Source organism: Desulfomicrobium salsuginis, assembly GCF_054657795.1.
In genome coordinates this window covers 1,336,850-1,355,114 of record NZ_BAAHYA010000001.1, presented here as the reverse complement: position 1 = coordinate 1,355,114, position 18,265 = coordinate 1,336,850, and the positions used below count along the sequence as shown (strand labels likewise).

The 18,265-nt window shown below is 66.8% G+C and carries 17 protein-coding genes; 9 read left to right on the top strand and 8 right to left on the bottom strand.

Annotation, left to right across the window (positions count from 1 at the left end; genetic code table 11):
* Positions 1-17: 17 nt before the first annotated feature.
* The gene (locus ACYQ3G_RS06120) at positions 18-701 is read right to left on the bottom strand and encodes a LysE family translocator (RefSeq protein ID WP_459823717.1); all 684 of its coding nucleotides are present in this window, start codon (positions 699-701) and stop codon (positions 18-20) included.
* On the opposite strand from ACYQ3G_RS06120, the gene ACYQ3G_RS06115 reads away from it, so the two are divergent.
* Positions 700-1,389, top strand: a complete 690-nt coding sequence (locus ACYQ3G_RS06115; RefSeq protein WP_459823714.1) for a uracil-DNA glycosylase — start codon at positions 700-702, stop codon at positions 1,387-1,389. The two genes, ACYQ3G_RS06120 and ACYQ3G_RS06115, sit on opposite strands and share 2 nt — an antisense overlap.
* A 54-nt stretch (positions 1,390-1,443) precedes the next feature.
* Entirely contained in the window at positions 1,444-2,040 is a 597-nt protein-coding gene (locus ACYQ3G_RS06110; protein WP_459823712.1) for a nitroreductase family protein, read from the top strand.
* A 57-nt stretch (positions 2,041-2,097) separates the two neighbouring features.
* Here the strand turns inward: ACYQ3G_RS06110 and ACYQ3G_RS06105 are convergent, their stop codons facing one another.
* The 4 genes from ACYQ3G_RS06105 to ACYQ3G_RS06090 all read right to left on the bottom strand — a co-directional run bounded on the left by ACYQ3G_RS06105 (position 2,098) and on the right by ACYQ3G_RS06090 (position 5,530).
* Positions 2,098-2,454, bottom strand: a complete 357-nt coding sequence (locus ACYQ3G_RS06105; RefSeq protein WP_028576284.1) for a DMT family protein — start codon at positions 2,452-2,454, stop codon at positions 2,098-2,100.
* Between the two features lie 155 nt (positions 2,455-2,609).
* Entirely contained in the window at positions 2,610-3,404 is a 795-nt protein-coding gene (locus tag ACYQ3G_RS06100) for an ABC transporter permease (protein ID WP_459823709.1), read from the bottom strand.
* Positions 3,401-4,042, bottom strand: a complete 642-nt coding sequence (locus ACYQ3G_RS06095; protein ID WP_459823707.1) for an ABC transporter ATP-binding protein — start codon at positions 4,040-4,042, stop codon at positions 3,401-3,403. The genes ACYQ3G_RS06100 and ACYQ3G_RS06095 overlap by 4 nt, the downstream gene beginning before the upstream one ends.
* Positions 4,043-4,207: 165 nt before the next feature.
* Positions 4,208-5,530: a cyclic 2,3-diphosphoglycerate synthase gene (locus ACYQ3G_RS06090; RefSeq protein WP_459823705.1), complete on the bottom strand. Its 1,323-nt coding sequence runs from the start codon at positions 5,528-5,530 to the stop codon at positions 4,208-4,210.
* 342 nt (positions 5,531-5,872) lie between these two features.
* Here ACYQ3G_RS06090 and ald point away from each other — a divergent pair, with 342 nt between their 5' ends.
* Positions 5,873-6,988, top strand: coding sequence for an alanine dehydrogenase (gene ald, locus ACYQ3G_RS06085; RefSeq protein ID WP_459823702.1), 1,116 nt, complete (start codon positions 5,873-5,875; stop codon positions 6,986-6,988).
* A gap of 171 nt (positions 6,989-7,159) precedes the next feature.
* Positions 7,160-8,011, top strand: coding sequence for a secretin N-terminal domain-containing protein (locus tag ACYQ3G_RS06080; RefSeq protein WP_459823699.1), 852 nt, complete (start codon positions 7,160-7,162; stop codon positions 8,009-8,011).
* 30 nt (positions 8,012-8,041) lie between these two features.
* Here the strand turns inward: ACYQ3G_RS06080 and ACYQ3G_RS06075 are convergent, their stop codons facing one another.
* From ACYQ3G_RS06075 to ACYQ3G_RS06065, 3 genes are read right to left on the bottom strand one after another with little or no spacing between them, the layout of a single operon-like run.
* The gene (locus tag ACYQ3G_RS06075; RefSeq protein WP_028576289.1) at positions 8,042-8,500 is read right to left on the bottom strand and encodes a GyrI-like domain-containing protein; all 459 of its coding nucleotides are present in this window, start codon (positions 8,498-8,500) and stop codon (positions 8,042-8,044) included.
* Between the two features lie 31 nt (positions 8,501-8,531).
* Positions 8,532-9,725 (bottom strand): HDOD domain-containing protein, encoded by a 1,194-nt coding sequence (locus ACYQ3G_RS06070; protein WP_459823696.1) that lies wholly within the window; start codon positions 9,723-9,725, stop codon positions 8,532-8,534.
* A 42-nt stretch (positions 9,726-9,767) separates the two neighbouring features.
* Positions 9,768-12,236 carry a heavy metal translocating P-type ATPase gene (locus ACYQ3G_RS06065; protein WP_459823693.1) on the bottom strand — a complete coding sequence of 823 codons (2,469 nt, stop codon included), beginning with the start codon at positions 12,234-12,236 and terminating at the stop codon, positions 9,768-9,770.
* Positions 12,237-12,468: 232 nt separating this feature from the next.
* Between ACYQ3G_RS06065 and ACYQ3G_RS06060 the strand changes: the two genes are divergently transcribed.
* Genes ACYQ3G_RS06060 through ACYQ3G_RS06040 form a run of 5 tightly spaced genes read left to right on the top strand, consistent with a single transcriptional unit; the run spans position 12,469 to position 17,139 of the window.
* On the top strand, positions 12,469-13,119 hold the full coding sequence (locus ACYQ3G_RS06060; protein ID WP_459823690.1) for a succinate dehydrogenase/fumarate reductase transmembrane subunit: 651 nt from the start codon (positions 12,469-12,471) through the stop codon (positions 13,117-13,119).
* Between the two features lie 15 nt (positions 13,120-13,134).
* On the top strand, positions 13,135-14,991 hold the full coding sequence (locus ACYQ3G_RS06055) for a fumarate reductase flavoprotein subunit (protein ID WP_459823688.1): 1,857 nt from the start codon (positions 13,135-13,137) through the stop codon (positions 14,989-14,991).
* A gap of 10 nt (positions 14,992-15,001) precedes the next feature.
* Positions 15,002-15,739, top strand: coding sequence for a fumarate reductase iron-sulfur subunit (locus ACYQ3G_RS06050; protein ID WP_028576294.1), 738 nt, complete (start codon positions 15,002-15,004; stop codon positions 15,737-15,739).
* 3 nt (positions 15,740-15,742) lie between these two features.
* A complete protein-coding gene (locus ACYQ3G_RS06045; RefSeq protein ID WP_459823684.1) occupies positions 15,743-16,582 on the top strand; it encodes a fumarate hydratase in 840 nt (279 codons plus the stop codon).
* On the top strand, positions 16,582-17,139 hold the full coding sequence (locus ACYQ3G_RS06040; protein ID WP_459823681.1) for a Fe-S-containing hydro-lyase: 558 nt from the start codon (positions 16,582-16,584) through the stop codon (positions 17,137-17,139). Before ACYQ3G_RS06045 ends, ACYQ3G_RS06040 begins: the two co-directional genes overlap by 1 nt.
* The last annotated feature ends 1,126 nt before the right edge of the window (positions 17,140-18,265 follow it).

Genomic DNA, 18,265 nt, shown 5'->3' with positions numbered 1-18,265 from the left:
CGGGGCGGCGTCAAGGGCTAGTCCGAAAGAGCCAGCCGCGCCCCGAGTCCGGCCAGAAGGCCGCCGCCCAGACGCTTGAGCCACAGCGCGGCCCGGCCGGTGCCGGCCAGGCGGCGGTGAACGGCTCCAGCCGCCACGGCCACGAACAGACACCACAGGGTGCCCGTGGCCACGAAGGTCAGGCCGAGCATCAGGAAGGCCAGGCCAGGATGGGTCGCACCGGGGGCGATGAACTGCGGTATGAGGGCCAGGAAGAAGAGGGCCACCTTGGGGTTCAGCACGTTGGTAGCCACGCCCTGGAGGTAGATGCGGCCCAGGGTCCGGGGCGCCGTTTCGAGCTTCCCGGGGCCTTCGGGCCGAGACAGCAGCATGGTCAGGCCGAGCCAGACCAGGTAGGCGGCGCCGGCCCATTTGACGATCTGGTAGGCCGTGGCCGAGGCGGCGACGATGGCCGTCAGCCCCACGGCGCCGAGCAGGGTGTGGACCACGGCGCCGCTGCCGATGCCTAAGGCCGAGACCATGCCCGCCCCGCGCCCCTGGGAGACGCTGCGGCCAAGGATGTAGAGGGTGTCAGGGCCGGGATAGAGGTTCAGCGTCACGGCCGTGAGCAGAAAGAGCGGATAGTGGACGATGTCGAACATGGGTTCCCCCTGCCGAAGAAGGCTTGCCCCGGAGCGGACCTGCGTGTAGCCCGTGCCCATGAACGCCTTCCTCAAGCTCCTGAAAGATTCTCCCGGCGGCCCGGTCTTCAACCCCTGGCACCAGCGCGACCCGCTGAACGACGCCTCGAACCGGGCGCCCGCCGTACGTCGAGAGCAGCTCGCCTCCTACCTCGGAGAGCGCCGAAAGGCCACCATCATTCTCCTGGCCGAGGCCCTGGGCTACCAGGGCGGCCACTTCACGGGCATCGCCATGACCTCCGAGCGCCTGCTCTTGGGTCACCTGCGCCACAAGGGGCTGGGCCCGGAGATGGTCTTCCAGGCCGCGCCGCGCCGCACCAGCCGCGAGGACGTCCGCCCCGACGGCTTCACGGAGCCCACGGCGACCATCGTCTGGGGCGCCATGCGCGAACTGGGCGTGGACCCGCGCGACGTCATCCTGTGGAACGCCTTCCCCTGGCACCCCTACAAGCCGGGCATGGGGCTCCTGAGCAACCGCACGCCCACGGAAGACGAGGTGCTGCTGGGCAAGCCCGTGCTCCTGGCCCTGAAAGCCTTCGCCCCCCAGGCCGAAATACTGGCCGTGGGACAGAAGTCGGCGGCGCTGCTGGCGAACATGGGCATCACCGCCCCGGCCCTGCGGCACCCGGCCAACGGCGGGGCCGGGCAGTTCCGGGAGCAGTTCGCCCGCATCGTGAAAAAATCGGGGCGAATGAACGGCATGCGTTGACACGGCCCCTCGCCCTCGGGATATGGTGCGGGAAAATTCACCCCGGAGGCGAACATGAAATACCAGAGCCCATACACCCCCGACTTCAGCAAACGCGACCCCCTGCCCGGCGTGGCCGAGGAATTCCCCGGCCGCTGGTCCCCGCGCTCCTTCGTCAGGTCGCCCATCCCGGCCGAGGATCTGGCCGTCATCTTCGACGCGGCCCGCTGGGCGCCGTCCGCCTACAACGAACAGCCCTGGCGCATCCTGACCTCCACCCCCGAGACCTTCGACACGTTCCTGGGCCTGCTGGTCGACGCCAACCAGAAATGGGCGAAAAACGTCTCCCTCATCGGGTTCATGGTGGCCAGGAAGAACTTCACCCACAACGGCAAGCCCAACTCCACGGCCGTGTTCGACTGCGGCTCAGCCTGGATGTCCCTGACCATGCAGGCCCGCAAACTCGGTCTCTACACCCACGGCATGGCCGGCATCAGAAGGGACGCCATCTACGAGGCCTTCGGCATCGACCGGGAGGAATACGAGGTCGTGGCCGGCTTCACCATCGGCATCCTGGACCTGAAGGAGAAGCTCGACAAGCCCTATTCCGACTGGGAGGGGCCGTCGCCGCGCAAACCCCTGCCGGAAGTCTGGAAGCAGGGAGCCTGGTAAAAGAACGGGCCGCGCTCCACCTGGAACGCGGCCCTTTTTCGTGCGCAGGGACGGCCGTCAGGCCCCGAAGATCTTCTTGCGGAACATGAAGAAGGCCGCGCCGAGGATGCACAGGCCGGCCCAGACGTAGTCCATGCTGGGCTTCTCCTTCATGTAGATGATGGAAAAGGGGATGAAGACCGACAGGGCGATGCACTCCTGCAGGATCTTGAGCTGCCCGACGTTCATGACCTGGTGCCCGATGCGGTTGGCCGGGACCTGCAGCAGGTACTCCAGCAGGGCGATGCCCCAACTGGCGAAGGCCGCGATGACCCACGGCGTGTGGGACAGGTTGCGCAGGTGCCCGTACCAGGCGAAGGTCATGAAGATGTTGCTCAGGGACAGCAGAATGATGGTGGTCAGATAGAAACGCATGGCGCCCGCCTCGGCCCGGACCGGGCCGCAATCGTGGAAGAATGGATGCGGCTGGGTGTAGCAGGGCCCCGGGAAAAAACAAGACGTCCGCCAAAAAAATAAACTCTTTTATTCCAAGAAGCTACATCAGCCCATCGGCCATCCTGTACGCATTCTCACGACCTCCGCAGAAAAATGGACTCGTCGAGCCTCCCGAACGGGTCGAAAGCCGCCTTGCGGGCGAAGTGCACGGCCAGGAAGGCCGAGACCGTGGCCGCCGTAAAGATCGCGATCATGATCATGATCTGGTAGCCGATGGCCACGGCCGGGGATGACCCGCCCAGGATCTGGCCTGTCATCATGCCCGGCAGGGAGACGATGCCCATGGTCGCCACGGTGCCCAGCTGCGGGCCCACGGCCGCGCGCAGGGCGCTGCGCAGGAAGGGCCGCACGGCCTCGGCCTCGCTGGCCCCCAGGGTCAGGTACTGGATGTGCATGTCGCGGTTGGCGCGCAGGTCCGAGAAGAAGCGGTCCAGGGCGACCACGTTGCTGCGCAGGATGTTGCCGAGCACCATGCCCATGAGCGGCACGAGATAGCGGGCCGAGCCCAGGGTGGCGGGGTCGAAGACCAGCAGGAACCCGGCCAGGGTCAAGAAGGACGTCAGCAGGTGGGCCGGCAGGACCGCCCGCAGGCTCCTGCGCCACGACAGGCCGCTCTGGCGCAGGATGGAGCCCGTGGCCACGACGATCATGACCAGCACCCAGGCCACGTTGAGGGCCAGCATGTCCAGGCGGAAGACCCATTCCAGATACACGGCCACCAGCCCGAGCTGCACGGCCATGCGCAGCATGGACACGATCAGGTCGCGGGTCAGCCTGAGCTGCAGGTGGCGGAAGATGGCCACCGGGAAAACGAGCATGACGGAGAAGATGATCAGGGCCGGAATGGAAATGGCCATGGTTTCGCTCATGGGAGCCTCCGGAGCTTTCCGGCTTCGAGGGCGATCTCGGCGAAGCCGAAGTCGAGCCACTGCCGGTTGTGGGTCACGGCCAGGACGGTGCGCGTCGTGTCCCCGGCGAAATAGCGTACCACGGCCTCCAGGGACTCCTGATCCAGGCTGGAGGTGACCTCGTCCAGCAGGCAGAAGGAGCGCTCAAGCTGCAGGCCCTGGATGATGGTCAGGCGCTGCTGTTCCCCTCCCGACAACCGCCCGTAGGGGCTCGAGCGCAAGGCCGGGTCCAGGCCCATGGCCTCCATGAGGCGGTCCTGCACGGCCCGGTCCGCGCGGCGGGCGCGGTTGGCGGCGAAGGTGAAGGGCAGGTCCAGGTACTGTCCGGCCGAGCCGTCGAAAGGCAGCGGCTTCTGCCCGATGTAGAGAAAGCGGGCGCGGTGGGCGGCCTGGTCCGCGGCGGTCACCGTGCGGCCGTCCCAGAGCACCTCGCCCTCGTCCACGGGCTCAAACAGCAGGGCGACCTTGAGGATGGTCGATTTTCCCGCCCCGGACGGTCCCGTCAGCACCAGGTGTTCCCCCGGAGTAACGGCCAGGTCGACCCGGTCAAGGATGACCCGCCCGCCCCGGCGCACGGTCACATTGCGAAGTTCCAGCATGTTCTCTCCATGAAATGACGAATCGATGACCCAACATTGCAGGCACGCTGCGGAAGATCAAGGCCGGGATCTCCCGCCCTGCCACAGCGTCATTCCCGCGCAGGCGGGAATCCATCTTCGGACGGAACGAAACCAGGGGCATGAGCCCCGCCTGCGAAATACCCCCTACGCCTTCCCCTCCAGCAATTCCAGCAGCACCGAGCCCAGCGCGGGACCGTCGTGGTCGGCGTGGGCGTAGCGCACCCGGGCCACGGGCTTGCCTGTGCGCAGCACGCGCGCGATGTCGATGGGCGTGCCCGAGACCACGGCGTCGCAGGGCACGGCGGCGATGGTCGCCTCCAGGTCGCGAATCTGCCCCGGGCCGTACCCCATGGCCGGCAGCACGGGGCCGATCCCCGGATACGCGGCGAAGGTCTCGCCCAGACTGCCGGCGAGCCAGGGCCTGGGGTCCACCAGCTCGGCCGCCCCGCATTGCCGAGCGGCCAGAAAGCCCGCCCCGTGGGGCATGCCGCCGTGGGTCAGGGTAGGGCCGTCCTCGACCACCAGGACGCGACGCCCCCGGATCAGTTCCGGACGGTCCACGGTCAGGGGCGACCTGGCCAGGACAATGCGCGCCCCCGGGTTGCAGGCCAGGATGTTCGCGCGCACGGCCTCGACCTGATCCGGCCGGGCCGTGTCGACCTTGTTGATGACGGCCACGTCGCACATGCGCATGTTCGTCTCGCCGGGGTGGTAGAGCAGTTCGTGCCCGGCGCGGTGCGGGTCGAAGACCGTGACGTGCAGGGCGGGCCTGTAGAACGGCGTGTCGTTGTTGCCGCCGTCCCAGACGAGGACGTCCGCCTCGGCCTCGGCCTGCGCCAGAATCCTGGCGTAATCCACGCCGGCGTAGACCACCACGCCCATGTCCAGGATGGGCTCGTACTCCTCCCGCTCCTCGATGGTGCAGCGATGAAGGTCCAGATCGGCGTGGGAGGCGAAACGCTGCACTGCCTGGGCACGCAGGTCGCCGTAGGGCATGGGGTGGCGCACGATGACCACCCGGCGCCCATCCTCCAGAAGCACGCGGGCGATCTCGCGGCTGACCTGCGACTTGCCGCAGCCCGTGCGCACGGCGCATACGGCCACCACCGGTTTGGCCGTCGGCAGCATGGTGTAGGTGGCCCCGGCGATCATGAAGTCCGCGCCCAAGGCCGTGACCAGGGAGGCCTTGTGCATGACCTCGTTGTGGGTGATGTCGGAATAGGAGAAGACCACGAGGTCGACGGCGAACTCCCTGACGAGGCGCGAGAGCTCCGTGTCGGCGAAGATCGGTATGCCCTCGGGGTACATGTCCCCGGCCAATTCCGGGGGGTAGGCCCGGCCGTCGATGTCCGGAATCTGCGTGGCCGTGAAGCAGACCACCCGGTAGCGCGGGTTGCCGCGGAAATAGATGTTGAAGTTGTGGAAATCGCGGCCGGCCGCGCCCATGATGATGACCTTTTCGACCATGGCAACCTCCATGCCCAAGCCTGTCCGACAAAATGGAAATAAAATATCAATATTGGAAATATAATATTCCAAACAAGGGATCGCGTCGTCTCCCTCTATTTTCAAGACATTATCGCCAATATGGAAACAAATGATTCCATACGGACGGCGTGCTGTGCACCGCCCACTGATTGGCGCCAGCAGGAAAGGAACCACGCCTCCCCGCAAACCCTTGCCGTTTGTGCATCGATCTTTTTTCTGCCCGGCTTTGCCTGCCTCTTCGCTTTGTGGTAAGGTTTTTGCCATTAGGCCCGTATCGTTCCCCTCAACCCAGGCACAAGACGCAGCGCAAGGAGCTCGAACATGATCGTCGGCGTTCTCAAGGAAATCAAGACGCAGGAAAACCGGGTCTGCATGACCCCGGCCGGTGTGGAAGTCATGAAGCAGCACGGGCACACCGTGCTGGTGGAAAAGACGGCCGGTGTGGGCAGTGGCTTCGCTGACGCCGACTATGAGGCCGCCGGGGCAAAGATCGTCGCCGCGCCTGCGGACATCTACGGCCGGTCCGACATGGTCATGCACGTCAAGGAGCCCCAGCCTTCCGAATACGGTCTGGTCCGCCCCGGGCAGATCGTCTTCACCTATTTCCACTTCGCGGCCGACGAGAAGCTGACCCGCGAGTTCATGCGGACCGGCTCCGTGGCCATCGCCTACGAGACGGTCACCGGCCCGAACGGCGTCGGCCTGCCGCTGTTGACACCCATGAGCGAGGTGGCCGGACGCATGGCCGCCCAGGAAGCCGCCAAGTACAACGAGCGCGTCCACGGCGGCCGCGGCATCCTGCTGGGCGGCGTGACCGGCGTGGCCCCGGCCAACGTCCTGGTCCTCGGCGGCGGCATCGTCGGCACCAACGCGGCCATGATGGCCGCCGGCCTGGGCGCCCGCGTCCACATCCTGGACATGAACCTCGACCGCCTGCGCTACCTCTCGGAGATCATGCCCAAGAATGTCACGCCGCTGATGAGTTCCCCGGCCAAGATCCGCGAACTGGCCAAGGAGGCCGACGCGGTCATCGGCGCGGTCCTCGTGGTCGGCGCCAAGGCGCCCAAGCTCGTGACCCGCGAGATGTTCAAGGACATGAAGCCGGGCTGCGTGCTCGTGGACGTGGCCATCGACCAGGGCGGCTGCTTCGAGACGTCGAAGCCCACCACGCACACGGACCCGATCTACGAGGTGGACGGCATCATCCACTACTGCGTGGCCAACATGCCCGGCGCCGTGCCCATCACCTCGACCATGGCCCTGACCAACGCCACCCTGCCCTACGCCCTGCAGATCGCGGACAAGGGCTGGCAGGCCGCCTGCAAGGAAAACCCGGGGCTCAAGAACGGCCTGAACATGGTCGGCGACAAGATCACCTTCAAGGGCGTGGCCGACGCCTTCGGCCTGCCCTACACGCCGGCCGAATCCTGCCTCTAGGCGCGGAAGAAACCCGCCTTTCGAAAGGCCGCTCCTTCACCGGGGCGGCCTTTTTGTCTTCCTGCGCACCGCGCTCATCCCTCGACGAAGCCCCGGCGTTGACGGTATGGACGGGGCACGGACGCCGCCGCACCCTTCCGGCCGACCCCAACCAACGACAAGGAGGCTCCCATGCGCCTCGCACTGCTCTGCATCATTCTCCTGCTCTCCACGCCGGTCCTGGCCGCGCAACAGGTGGAGATCATCGAACTGCGCCACCGCACGGTCGAGGACGTCCTGCCCGTGCTGGAGCCCCTCGTCGAGCCGGGCGGGGCGCTGTCGGGCATGAACGGACATCTCATCGTGCGCACCTCGCCCGCCAACCTTCAGGAGCTGCGGAAGGTGCTGGCCGTCATCGACCAACCCGCCCGCCAGCTGCTCATCCGCGTCAGCCAGAGCCGCGAGACGAGCGGCGCGAGGCGATCCCTGGGCGTGTCCGGCGCAGTCGAGGTCGGCGACAACGTACGTATCGTCGCGCCGGGAGGGAACATGCCCGGCGGAACCGGGGTGGAGGTGCGCAGCGGCGGGTCGGCCGCCGGAGTGTACGGGCAGGACGTCCGGCGCAGCGCCTCGAGCGGCGCGGACCAGTTCGTGCGGGTCATGGACGGGGGCGAGGCCTTCATTCGGGTCGGCCGGTCCCTGGCCGTGCCCTTCCGCCGCGTAGAGATGCGGCCGGGCGGCGTCAGGGCCAACAAGGGCGTGGTCTACGTCGACATCGGACAGGGATTTTCCGCCGTACCGCGCCTGTCGGGCGACCGCGTGACCATCGAGATCAGCCCGCAGTTCGACAGCCTCGCAGGCCACGGCCGCGACGTGGACACCCAGAGCCTGTCGACCACGGTCACGGGGCGACTGGGGGAATGGATCGAACTCGGCGGCGGCGCCAGCCGAACGGACGAAAGCACGGGAAGCGCCACGGGCGCAGAGGCGCAGGCAACACGCGACACCCGCAGCGTCTGGCTGCTGGTCGAGGAGGTGCGCTGAACCAGGGGCGCTCCGGCCCTCCCCGCACCCTCAGCCCTGGAGAGGAATCTGCAGCTCGACCTGGTTGTCCGCGCTGCCCTCGTCAATCCAGTCCAGGTAGACCTCGCGGCCGACGGGCTGCAGCGCCTCCCCCCTTTGCAGGGCCTGCGGCGTGAAAGCGCTCCAGGCCGGCCCGATCCCCTTCATGGGCCCGCGGTACACGGTGCTCAGGCATTCGTGGGCGGCAACCTCCGCGCACGCGAAAGCGCCCTGACCGCGGCAGGCGTCAACCGAAAAACCGACCTTCATGGTGAACTCCCTGTCGGGAGAGCCGTCGCACCCTTCGTAGGTGAAGACGCAGGGACCGGTCACGGCCATGCCCCGGCTCTCGGCTTCGGCCAGAAGCATGGGGATGATCTTTTCGGCGTAGGCCGGGACATCGGGGATGGTCAGGGTCGTGACGGCCTCGATGGCAGTGTATGCCGGGATGCGCTTGCGCTCGATCTGCATGGGCCCTCCTTGGGGGTCAGTGTTTCCGGGTTCAGTCAAAGGCGGCCACGATGGCGTCGAGCTGCGCCGCGATGCGCGAGGCGATGTCCGCGGTCTGGTCCGGCCGCAGGGGCAGCAGGGCGGCAAAGCCGGGCCTGATGGGCGGCGGGCCGCACTCGCCGCTGCATCCCAGGCCCATGGCATGGACAATGAGGTCCGCCAGATGCAGGACGCCGGGCAGCATGGGATCCGACGCCTTGAGGGGGTCGTGATGGAAGCCTGCTGCCTGGCTCAGGGATCTGGGCATGCCCCAGCCCTCCAGGAGATGACGGCCCATGGTCCCATGGTCCACGCCGAAAAAGAGGACCTCCTCGTCCATGAGCGGCCGGCCGTGCCGGAGGCCGCTGTTGATGCAGTACCGGGAGCGCTCCGGGAAGGCCGTGAAGAAGTACAGCCGGCCGATGTCGTGCAGCAGGCCCGCGACAAAGGCCTGCTCCGGCTCCACGGCCTTCGTGGCTTCGGCCAGGGCCTTGCTGGCCAGGGCGCAGGCCAGGCAATGTTCGAGAAAGGTGCGCATGTCGACCACGGACGCAGGAATCACCCCGAACTGCTCGACCATCAGCAGGCTCGAGGCCAGCATGCCCACCTCCTTCTGCCCTACGATGGTCACGGCCCGCGAAACGGTTTCGACCTTGCCGTGGCAGCCGTAAAGGGGGGAGTTGACCAGGCGCAGGAGGCGCGCCGTGAGCCCAGGGCTCTGCCCGATGATGGACACGATCTTCCGGCTGGAGGGTTCGGGGGTGGAGAGTTCCCGGTTCAGTTGGAAGGCCACGGCCGAGAGCTGCGGCGGCTCGAAGCTGTCCAGGCAGAAGGTCGGCAGCTCTTCGGGGGACGGGGTGTCCCCCACGGGCTTCCGGCATTCCCGCAACAGCGCCGGCAGCCCCTTTTCCATGCGCTGCGCCTCGGCCTCGACGCGCAGGCCGAGCAGGACGGGTCCGGGGGAAATGGCCATATCGTGGCCCGCATAGTACTTGCGCGCCCGCTCGGTGGCCTTGGCCAGCAGCGAGGGGTTGAGGGGCGCATGCTCCCCGACGACGGACACGGTCGAAACTCCGCGCTGGCGCAAGGCCTCGATGGCGCTCCCGTTCAGGGTCGCGCCGCGCGGGTAGAGGACGCGTCCCGTACCGTCAGTGATGTCCGCCGCCAGGGTCTCGCCTGGCGTGACGCGATCGATGAGCTTCTCCATGCCGTCCCTCCATGCGCAGACAACGAATCTCCGACCATTTCCTCATCTATGCGGCGGGGCAAAAAAACGCAACCGCAAGGCGTTCGTGACCACGAAGACCGAGCTCATGGCCATGGCCGTCCCGGCCAGCATGGGGCTCATGGTCGGCCCGCCGAAGAGGTGCAGGACGCCGGCCGCCACAGGGATGCCGATGGTATTGAAGGCGAAGGCCCAGAACAGGTTCTGGCGGATGTTGCGCATGACCGCGCGGCTTAAGGAAAGGGCCGTGAGCACGCCCGAAAGGTCCTCGCGCATGAGCACCACGTCGCCCGACTCCATGGCCACGTCCATGCCCGAACCCATGGCCACGCCCAGGTCGGCCCGGGCCAGGGCCGGGGCGTCGTTGATGCCGTCGCCGACCATGCCGACCACCCGGCCTTCCTGCTGCAAGGCCTCGATCTCCTCGGCCTTGCGGTCGGGCAGCACCCCGGCCACGACCCGCTCGATGCCGAGTTTCCCGGCCACGGCGCGGGCCGCGCGTTCGGAGTCGCCCGTCAGGAGCACGACCTCCATCCCCAGGTCCCGCAACCGCTTCACCGCCGAGGCGGATTCGGACCGGATCTGGTCGCTGATGGCCAGCAGGCCGGCCAGGCGTCCATCCACGGCCACATGCACCACCGTGGCCCCCTGCCCTTCCAGACGCGCGCGGTCCTCGGCCGCCGCGGCCGGGTCGATGCCGAGGGTGCGCATCATCAGCTCGTTGCCGATGGCCACCCGCCGGCCGTCGGCCTCGGCGCTCACGCCCTGTCCGGGCACGGCCGAAAAGCCCGAGGCCTTGGGCACGGCCCCGCCCGCAGCGGCCACCACGGCCCGGGCCAGGGGGTGCTCGGACTGGGCCTCCACGGCCGCGGCCAGCCGCACCAGGCCGTCACGTTCGAAACCCGAGTCGGGAGTCGTCCAGACCTCGGCCAGCACGGGCTTGCCCACGGTCAGGGTCCCGGTCTTGTCGAAGACCAGGGTATCCAGTTCCCCGGCCCGCTGCAGGGCTCGGCCGGACTTGATGAGAACGCCCAGCTGCGCGCCGCGCCCCGTGCCGACCATGATGGACGTCGGTGTGGCCAGCCCCATGGCGCAGGGGCAGGCGATGACCAGCACCGAAATGGCGATGCGCAGGGCGAAGACGAAGGGCTCGTCGCTGAAGAGATGCCAGGCCAGGCCCGAAACAAGGGCCAGGGCCATGACCACGGGCACGAAATAGTAGCTGATGGTGTCGGCCAGGCTGGCGATGGGCGCCTTGGAGCCTTGGGCGTCGCGCACCAGGCGCACGATGCGGGCAAGCATCGTGTCCTCGCCCACGAGCGCAGCGCGCATGACGAAGGAGCCCGTGGTGTTCAGGGTGCCGCCGAAGACCGTGTCGCCGGGTGCGCGGCGCACGGGCAGGGGTTCGCCCGTGAGCATGGACTCGTCCACGTGGCTCTCCCCCTCGGCCACCTCGCCGTCCACGGGCAGCCGTCCGCCGGGGCGGATGCGCAGCAGGTCGCCGGGTTCGATCTCCTCCACCGGGATCTCGCGCTCGGACTCGCCGTCCACCAGGAAGGCCGTGTCCGGGGCCAGGGCCATGAGGGCACGCACCGCTCCCGTGGTGCGGGACACGGAGCGGGCCTCGAAGAACTTGCCGAGCGATATCATGGCGATGAGCACGGCCGCCGACTCGTAGTAGAGGTCCATGGCCCGGGCCATGGCGTCCACCCCGAGCCAGATCTCCACCGTGTTCCACAGGGAGTAGACCAGGGCCGCGCCCGTGCCCACGGCCACCAGGGAATCCATGTTCGGGGCGCGGCGGGCCAGAGCCGGGAAGCCCACGAGATAGAAGCTGCGCCCGCTCCAGACCACGGGCAGGGTCAGCAGGAGCTGAACCAGGGCGAAGGCGCCGGGCGCATGCATGGGGTCGAGCCAATGCGGCAGGGGCAGGCCCCACATGTGGCCCATGGACAGGACCAGCAGCGGCATGGCGAAGGCCATGGCCCACACGACGCCACGCCTCTTCTCGGCCAGGCGGGCGGCGATGCGCGCCTCCTCCTCCCCCGCCTTCTCCCGGCGCGGCAGGTCCGTGCTGAAGCCCGCGTCATGGATGGCCTGGCGCAGGGCGCGCTGGGACACCTTCGACGGGTCGAAGACGAACCGCCCGCTCTCGGCCCCGAGGTTGACCGCGGCCTCCTTCACGCCGTCCATGCCGGCCGCGATGCGCTCGATGCGCGACGAGCAGGCCGCGCAGTGCATGCCGCCGATGCGCAGTTCAAGCACCGTCTCGGCGGCCGGCTCCTCCACGCTGAAGCCCATGTCGCGCACGCGCCCCAGGATTTCGTCCAGTTTCACGCCGCCCGCGTCGTAACGCAGGTCCATCTCGCCCGTGGCCAGGTTGACGGAGATCCCCTCCACGCCGGGCATGCCCCCGACCACCTTCTCGATGCGCGACGAACAGGCAGCACAGTGCATTCCCCCGACGGTCAGACGTTTCGCTTCGCTACCCATGCGCACCTCCCAGCCTTTATTCCAATTTTTTCAGGATGTTTTCCATTCTGCAGCGCGGACGAAACGTACCCGCCCTACGTACATGATTGACTGATCAATCCCGATGGACTAGCAACTCTTTCTACAAAAATCCATGTCCGAAATTCTTCGGAGCATCATCGCGTTGAGACAAACGAATTGGTTGTTCAACCAGGAGCCTGTACTGCATCGGCTCCGCAACTTCGGAGGAAGTATGTCCGTTGATGCCACCATGCATGTCGCGCGCCCGAGCCGCCGGGATGCATACCTCGACTGGATCCAGATGCTCACGGGCGTCGGTCTGGTCCTGTTCATGGCCTTCCACACCCTGCTCACCTCGTCCATCATCTTCGGCGCGGGGGCCCTGGACGGCGTCGCCGGCTTCCTGGAGACCCTGCACCTCGACACCCTGGCCCACATCTTCGTTCCCATCCTCTTCTTCACCCACTTCGTCGTGGCCGCCCGCAAGATCCCCTTCAGAAGCGAAGGTCAGACCGCCATCTGGCGCGACGCCAAGCTCCTGCGACACCGCGACACGTGGCTGTGGATCGTGCAGGCCGTTTCGGCCATGATCATCCTCGTTCTGGGCGCCATCCACATGTGGACCAACATCAACGACGCGGCCATCCTGGCAGCCACGTCCACGGCCCGCGTGCAGAGCGGCGGCTGGACGCTCTTCTACCTGCTGCTGGTGCCGCTCGTGCAGCTGCATATCTTCATCGGCGTGTACCGCATCGGCGTGAAGTGGGGGTTCATCACCGACGCCCTGCGCCCCAAGGCCGTGAAGATCCTGACCATCGTCTTCGGCTGCGTCACCGCCCTGGCCCTCATCGCCCTGGCCCGCTACGCCACCATGACCGTCTAATTTCAGGGAGTTGCCATGTACACCCATACTTCTGATCTGTTGGTCATCGGCGCCGGACTCTCGGGCGAACGAGTGGCCGTGGAGTCGGCCCTGGCCGGGTTCGACGTCGTCTGCCTGTCCATCGTGCCGGCCAGGCGCTCCCACTCCTCCGCGGCCCAGGGCGGCATGCAGGCCGCCATCGGCAACTGCGCCATGGGCGAGGGGGATAATCCAGATGTGCACTTCCTGGACACGGTCAAGGGCTCGGACTGGGGCTGCGACCAGGAAGTGGCCCGCATGTTCGCCGACACCGCGCCCATCGAGATGCGCCGCCTGGCCCACTGGGGAGTGCCGTGGAACCGCGTCGTGCCGGGCAAGTCCTTCTATTTCAAGGGCGGCGAGAAGTTCGAGAAATTCGAGAAGCCCGAGAAGGAGGGCCTCATCACGGCCCGCTCCTTCGGCGGCACGGCCAAATGGCGCACCTGCTACACCTCCGACGGCACGGGCCACGCCGTCATGTGCACCATGGACAACAAGTGCGCGGAACTCGGCATCACGGTCCTGGACCGCAAGGAGGCCATCTCCCTCATCCATGACGGCGAGAAGTGCATGGGCGCGGTGGTCCGCTGCCTGCGCACGGGCAAGCTCGAGGTCTTCCTGGCCAAGGCCACGGTCGTCTGCACCGGCGGCTACGGGCGGCTCTACACGGCCACGACCAACGCCGTCATCTGCGACGGCGCGGGCAACGCCATCGCCCAGGAGACGGGCCTGGTGCCCATCGGCAACCCCGAGTCCATCCAGTTCCACCCCACGGGCATCGTGCCTACGGACATCCTCGTGACCGAAGGCTGCCGCGGCGACGGCGGCACGCTCCTCGATGTGAACGAGGAGCGCTTCATGCACATCTACGAGCCCGAGAAGGCCGAACTGGCCTCCCGCGACGTGGTCGCCCGGCGCATGACCGAACACATGCGCGCAGGCAAGGGCGTGCAGTCGGCCTACGGCGAGCACCTCTGGCTCGACATCCGCCACCTGGGCGACAAGCACATCTCCACCAAGCTCCGCGAGGTCGACGAGATCTGCAAGAACTTCCTCGGCGTGGACGCCCGCACCCAGCTCATCCCGGTCCGCCCGACTCAGCACTACACCATGTCCGGCATCCGCACGGACAAGACCGGCGCGGCCTATGGCCTGAGAGGCCTCTTCTCGGCCGGCGAGGCGGCCTGCTGGGACATGCACGGCTTCAACCGCCTGGGCGGCAACTCCCTGGCCGAAACCGTGGTAGCCGGAGGCATCATCGGCAAGTGCATCGTCGAATACCTGAGGGGCTGCGAGACGACCTACAGCACGGCCGCCATCAATGCCGAAGTCAAGCGCCAGCAGCAGCGCATCGACGACCTCATCGCCGGGCGCCTGGGCAGGGAGAACGTCTACAGGGTCCGCTCCGAGATGCAGGAGGCCCTCATGAAGGGCTGCTTCGTCTTCCGCAACGAAAAGGACCTGCTGGCCTGCATCGAGACCCTGCAGGGCGTGTACGAGCGCGCCGGCAGGATCGGCCTGGTCTCGAACGGCCTGGGCGCCAACCACGAGCTGGCCGCGGCCCTCAAGCTGCGCGGCCAGGTGCGCCTGGCCCTGTGCATCGCCGCCGGGGCCCTGGCCCGCAAGGAAAGCCGCGGCAGCCACAACCGCGAGGACTACCCCGCCCGCGACGACCAGAACTGGCTCAACAGGACCCTGGCCTACTGGCCCGAAGGCGCCGACATGCCCGTGCTCAAGTACGAGGACGCCACCCCGTACTTCGAGATCCCCCCGGGCGAACGCGGCTACGGCGGGGGCAAGATCATCCAGGCCGATCCCGCACTGATCGCGGCCAAGACCATCAAGGGCAAATAAGGAGCACGCCATGGGCAGAATGCTGACCTTCGAAATATTCCGCTACAATCCCGAGGAAAAAGGAACCGAGCCGCGCATGCAGACCTACCGGCTGGAGGAGACGGCGAACATGACCCTGTTCATCGTCCTCAACCGCCTGCGCGAGGAACAGGACCCGAGCCTCATCTTCGACTTCTGCTGCCGGGCCGGCATCTGCGGGTCCTGCGGCATGGTCGTCAACGGCCGCCCGCGCCTGGCCTGCCAGACCAAGACCAAGGACCTGCCGGACCACATCGTCCTGCTGCCCCTGCCGGTCTTCAAGCTTGTCGGCGACCTGTCCGTGGACACGGGCGTCTGGTTCCGCGAGATGTACCAGAAGACCGAATCCTGGGTGCACACCCGAAAGGTCTTCGACCCCGCCAAGGAGGAGGAACGCATGGACAACGCCGTGGCCGAGCAGATCTACGAGCTCGAACGCTGCGTGGAATGCGGCTGCTGCATCGCGGCCTGCGGCACGGCCCGCATGCGCGACGATTTCCTCGGCGCCGCGGCCCTGAACCGCGTGGCCCGCTTCGTCGTCGACCCGCGTGACGAGCGCACCGACAAGGAGTACTTCGAGATCATCGGCAACGACTACGGCATCTTCGGCTGCATGGGCTTACTCGCCTGCGAGGACGTCTGCCCCAAGCACCTGCCCCTGCAGAACCAGCTCGGCTTCCTGCGGCGCAAGATGGGCATCACCGCCATCAGGAACCTCTTCGGGAAATAGGCCATGCGCACCATCGACGCTTCACTGATCATCGACACCGTGGCCCGGATGTGCATCGACTCCAACCGCCACCTGCCCGCGGACGTGCGCGACAGCTTCGCGCGCAGCGCGGCCCGCGAGGAATCCCCGGCGGCCAGGGAGGTCTTCCGCCAGCTGACGGAAAACTACGAACTGGCCGAGCAGACCGGCCTGCCGCTGTGCCAGGACACGGGCCTGGCCGTGTTCTTCGTCGACGTCGGCGAGGACCTGCGCGTTGCGGGCATGAACATCCGCGAAGCCATCAACGAAGGCGTGCGCAGGGGCTACGCCGAAGGCTTCCTGCGCAAGTCCGCCTGCGACCCGCTGACCCGCGCCAATACCAAGGACAATACCCCGGCCGTCATCCACTTCGACATCGTGCCCGGCGACAAACTGAAAGTCGCCTTCATGGCCAAGGGCGGCGGCAGCGAGAACATGTCCCGCGTGACCATGCTCGCCCCGGCCCAGGGCTGGCCCGGCATCAAAAAATTCGTCATCGAGCGCGTGGCCGAGGCCGGCCCCAACCCCTGCCCTCCAACCATCGTCGGCATCGGCATCGGCGGCACCTTCGACTACGCGCCCATCCTGGCCAAAAAGGCCCTGCTGCGAAAGCTCGACGACGTGAACCCGGACCCCAAGCTGGCCGCCATGGAAAACGAACTCCTCGAAGCCCTGAACAAACTCGGCATCGGCCCCATGGGCCTGGGCGGCAAGACCACGTGCCTTGGCGTCAAGATCGCCATGAGCCCCTGCCACATCGCGAGCCTCCCCCTGGCCGTGAACATCCAGTGCCATTCCTCCAGACACCGGGAGGTGGAACTCTGATGGCCGAACACGCGCTGCAGACCCCGCTCAACGACGCGGACATACTCAAACTCAGGGCCGGCGACGTGGTCCGGCTGACGGGCACCATCTACACGGCCCGCGACGCCGCCCACAAGCGCCTCTGCGACCTGCTCGACAAGGGCGAAACCCTGCCCTTCGACCTGCAGGGCTCCGTCATCTACTACGTAGGCCCCAGCCCCGCGCCCCCCGGCCGCCCCATCGGCGCCGCCGGCCCCACCACCAGCTACCGCATGGACACCTACGCCCCGCGCCTGCACGCCCTGGGCTGCAAGGCCTCCGTGGGCAAGGGCAAGAGAAGCGACGCCGTCAAGCAGGCCCTCGCGGACCACAAGGCCGTTTACTTCGGCGCCACGGGCGGGGCCGGGGCCCTGCTGTCCAAATGCATCACGGCGGCCAAAGTCATCGCCTTCGACGAACTGGGGCCCGAAGCCATCCGCGATCTGACCGTGGAAGACTTTCCGCTGTTGGTCATCAACGACTGCCACGGGGGTGAGCTGTACGTGCAGCCCGACCGGGCGGCGGCCGGGCTGGAATAGGCAGGGGAGGAGGGGGAATGCGGGGCGCTGCCCCGCGCCCCGCAAGGGGCTCGCCCCTTGACCCGGTTATTGTTGGGGGGCGAGAAGGTTGAAGCTTTTGCGTGGACGTCTGATTATCCGAATGTCAGTATGTTCGCACCCGCGCCCCGCCAATGCGTCATTCCCGTGAAGGCGGGAATCCATCTTCATGCGGGGGCAAGACGAAAGGCATGGATCCCCGCCTGCGCGGGGATGACATCAAGGAGAAACAACGGGTTGCACACGGGCGTCAAATAGTTCGAACCTCATAAGGAGGTTCGAACCCACGCCACAGCATAAACAGGCTCGCACCCGCGCCCTACCAACGCGTCATTCCCGCGAAGGCGGGAATCCATCTTCATGCGGGGGCAAGACGAAAGGCATGGATCCCCGCCTGCGCGGGGATGACATCAAGGAGAAACAACGGGTTGCACACGGGCGTCAAATAGTTCGAACCTCATAAGGAGGTTCGAACCCACGCCACAGCATAAACAGGCTCGCACCCGCGCCCTACCAACGCGTCATTCCCGCGAAGGCGGGAATCCATCTTCATGCGGGGGCAAGACGAAAGGCATGGATCCCCGCCTGCGCGGGGATGACATCAAGGAGAAACAACGGGTTGCACACGGGCGTCAAATAGTTCGAACCTCATAAGGAGGCTCGAACCCACGCCACCGCATAAACAGGCTCGCACCCGCGCCCTACCAACGCGTCATTCCCGCGAAGGCGGGAATCCATCTTCATGCGGGGGCAAGACGAAAGGCATGGATCCCCGCCTGCGCGGGGATGACATCAAGGAGAAACAACGGGTTGCACACGGGCGTCAAATAGTTCGAGCCTCATAAGGAGGTTCGAACCCACGCCACCGCATAAACAGGCTCGCACCCGCGCCCTACCAACGCGTCATTCCCGCGAAGGCGGGAATCCATCTTCCTCTTGGACGCACCTCTGGTGAACCCGGGCCATGACGTTTATTATTTTTATTCGTGTTAGGCGCAAAACGAGACACGAACGCACGTCCCATGCGAATATGTGCACCATTGTAGGGGCGAAAAATTTTTCGCCCCTACGGTGCGGGATACGCACGGCTGGCCCCCCCTGGCCCGAT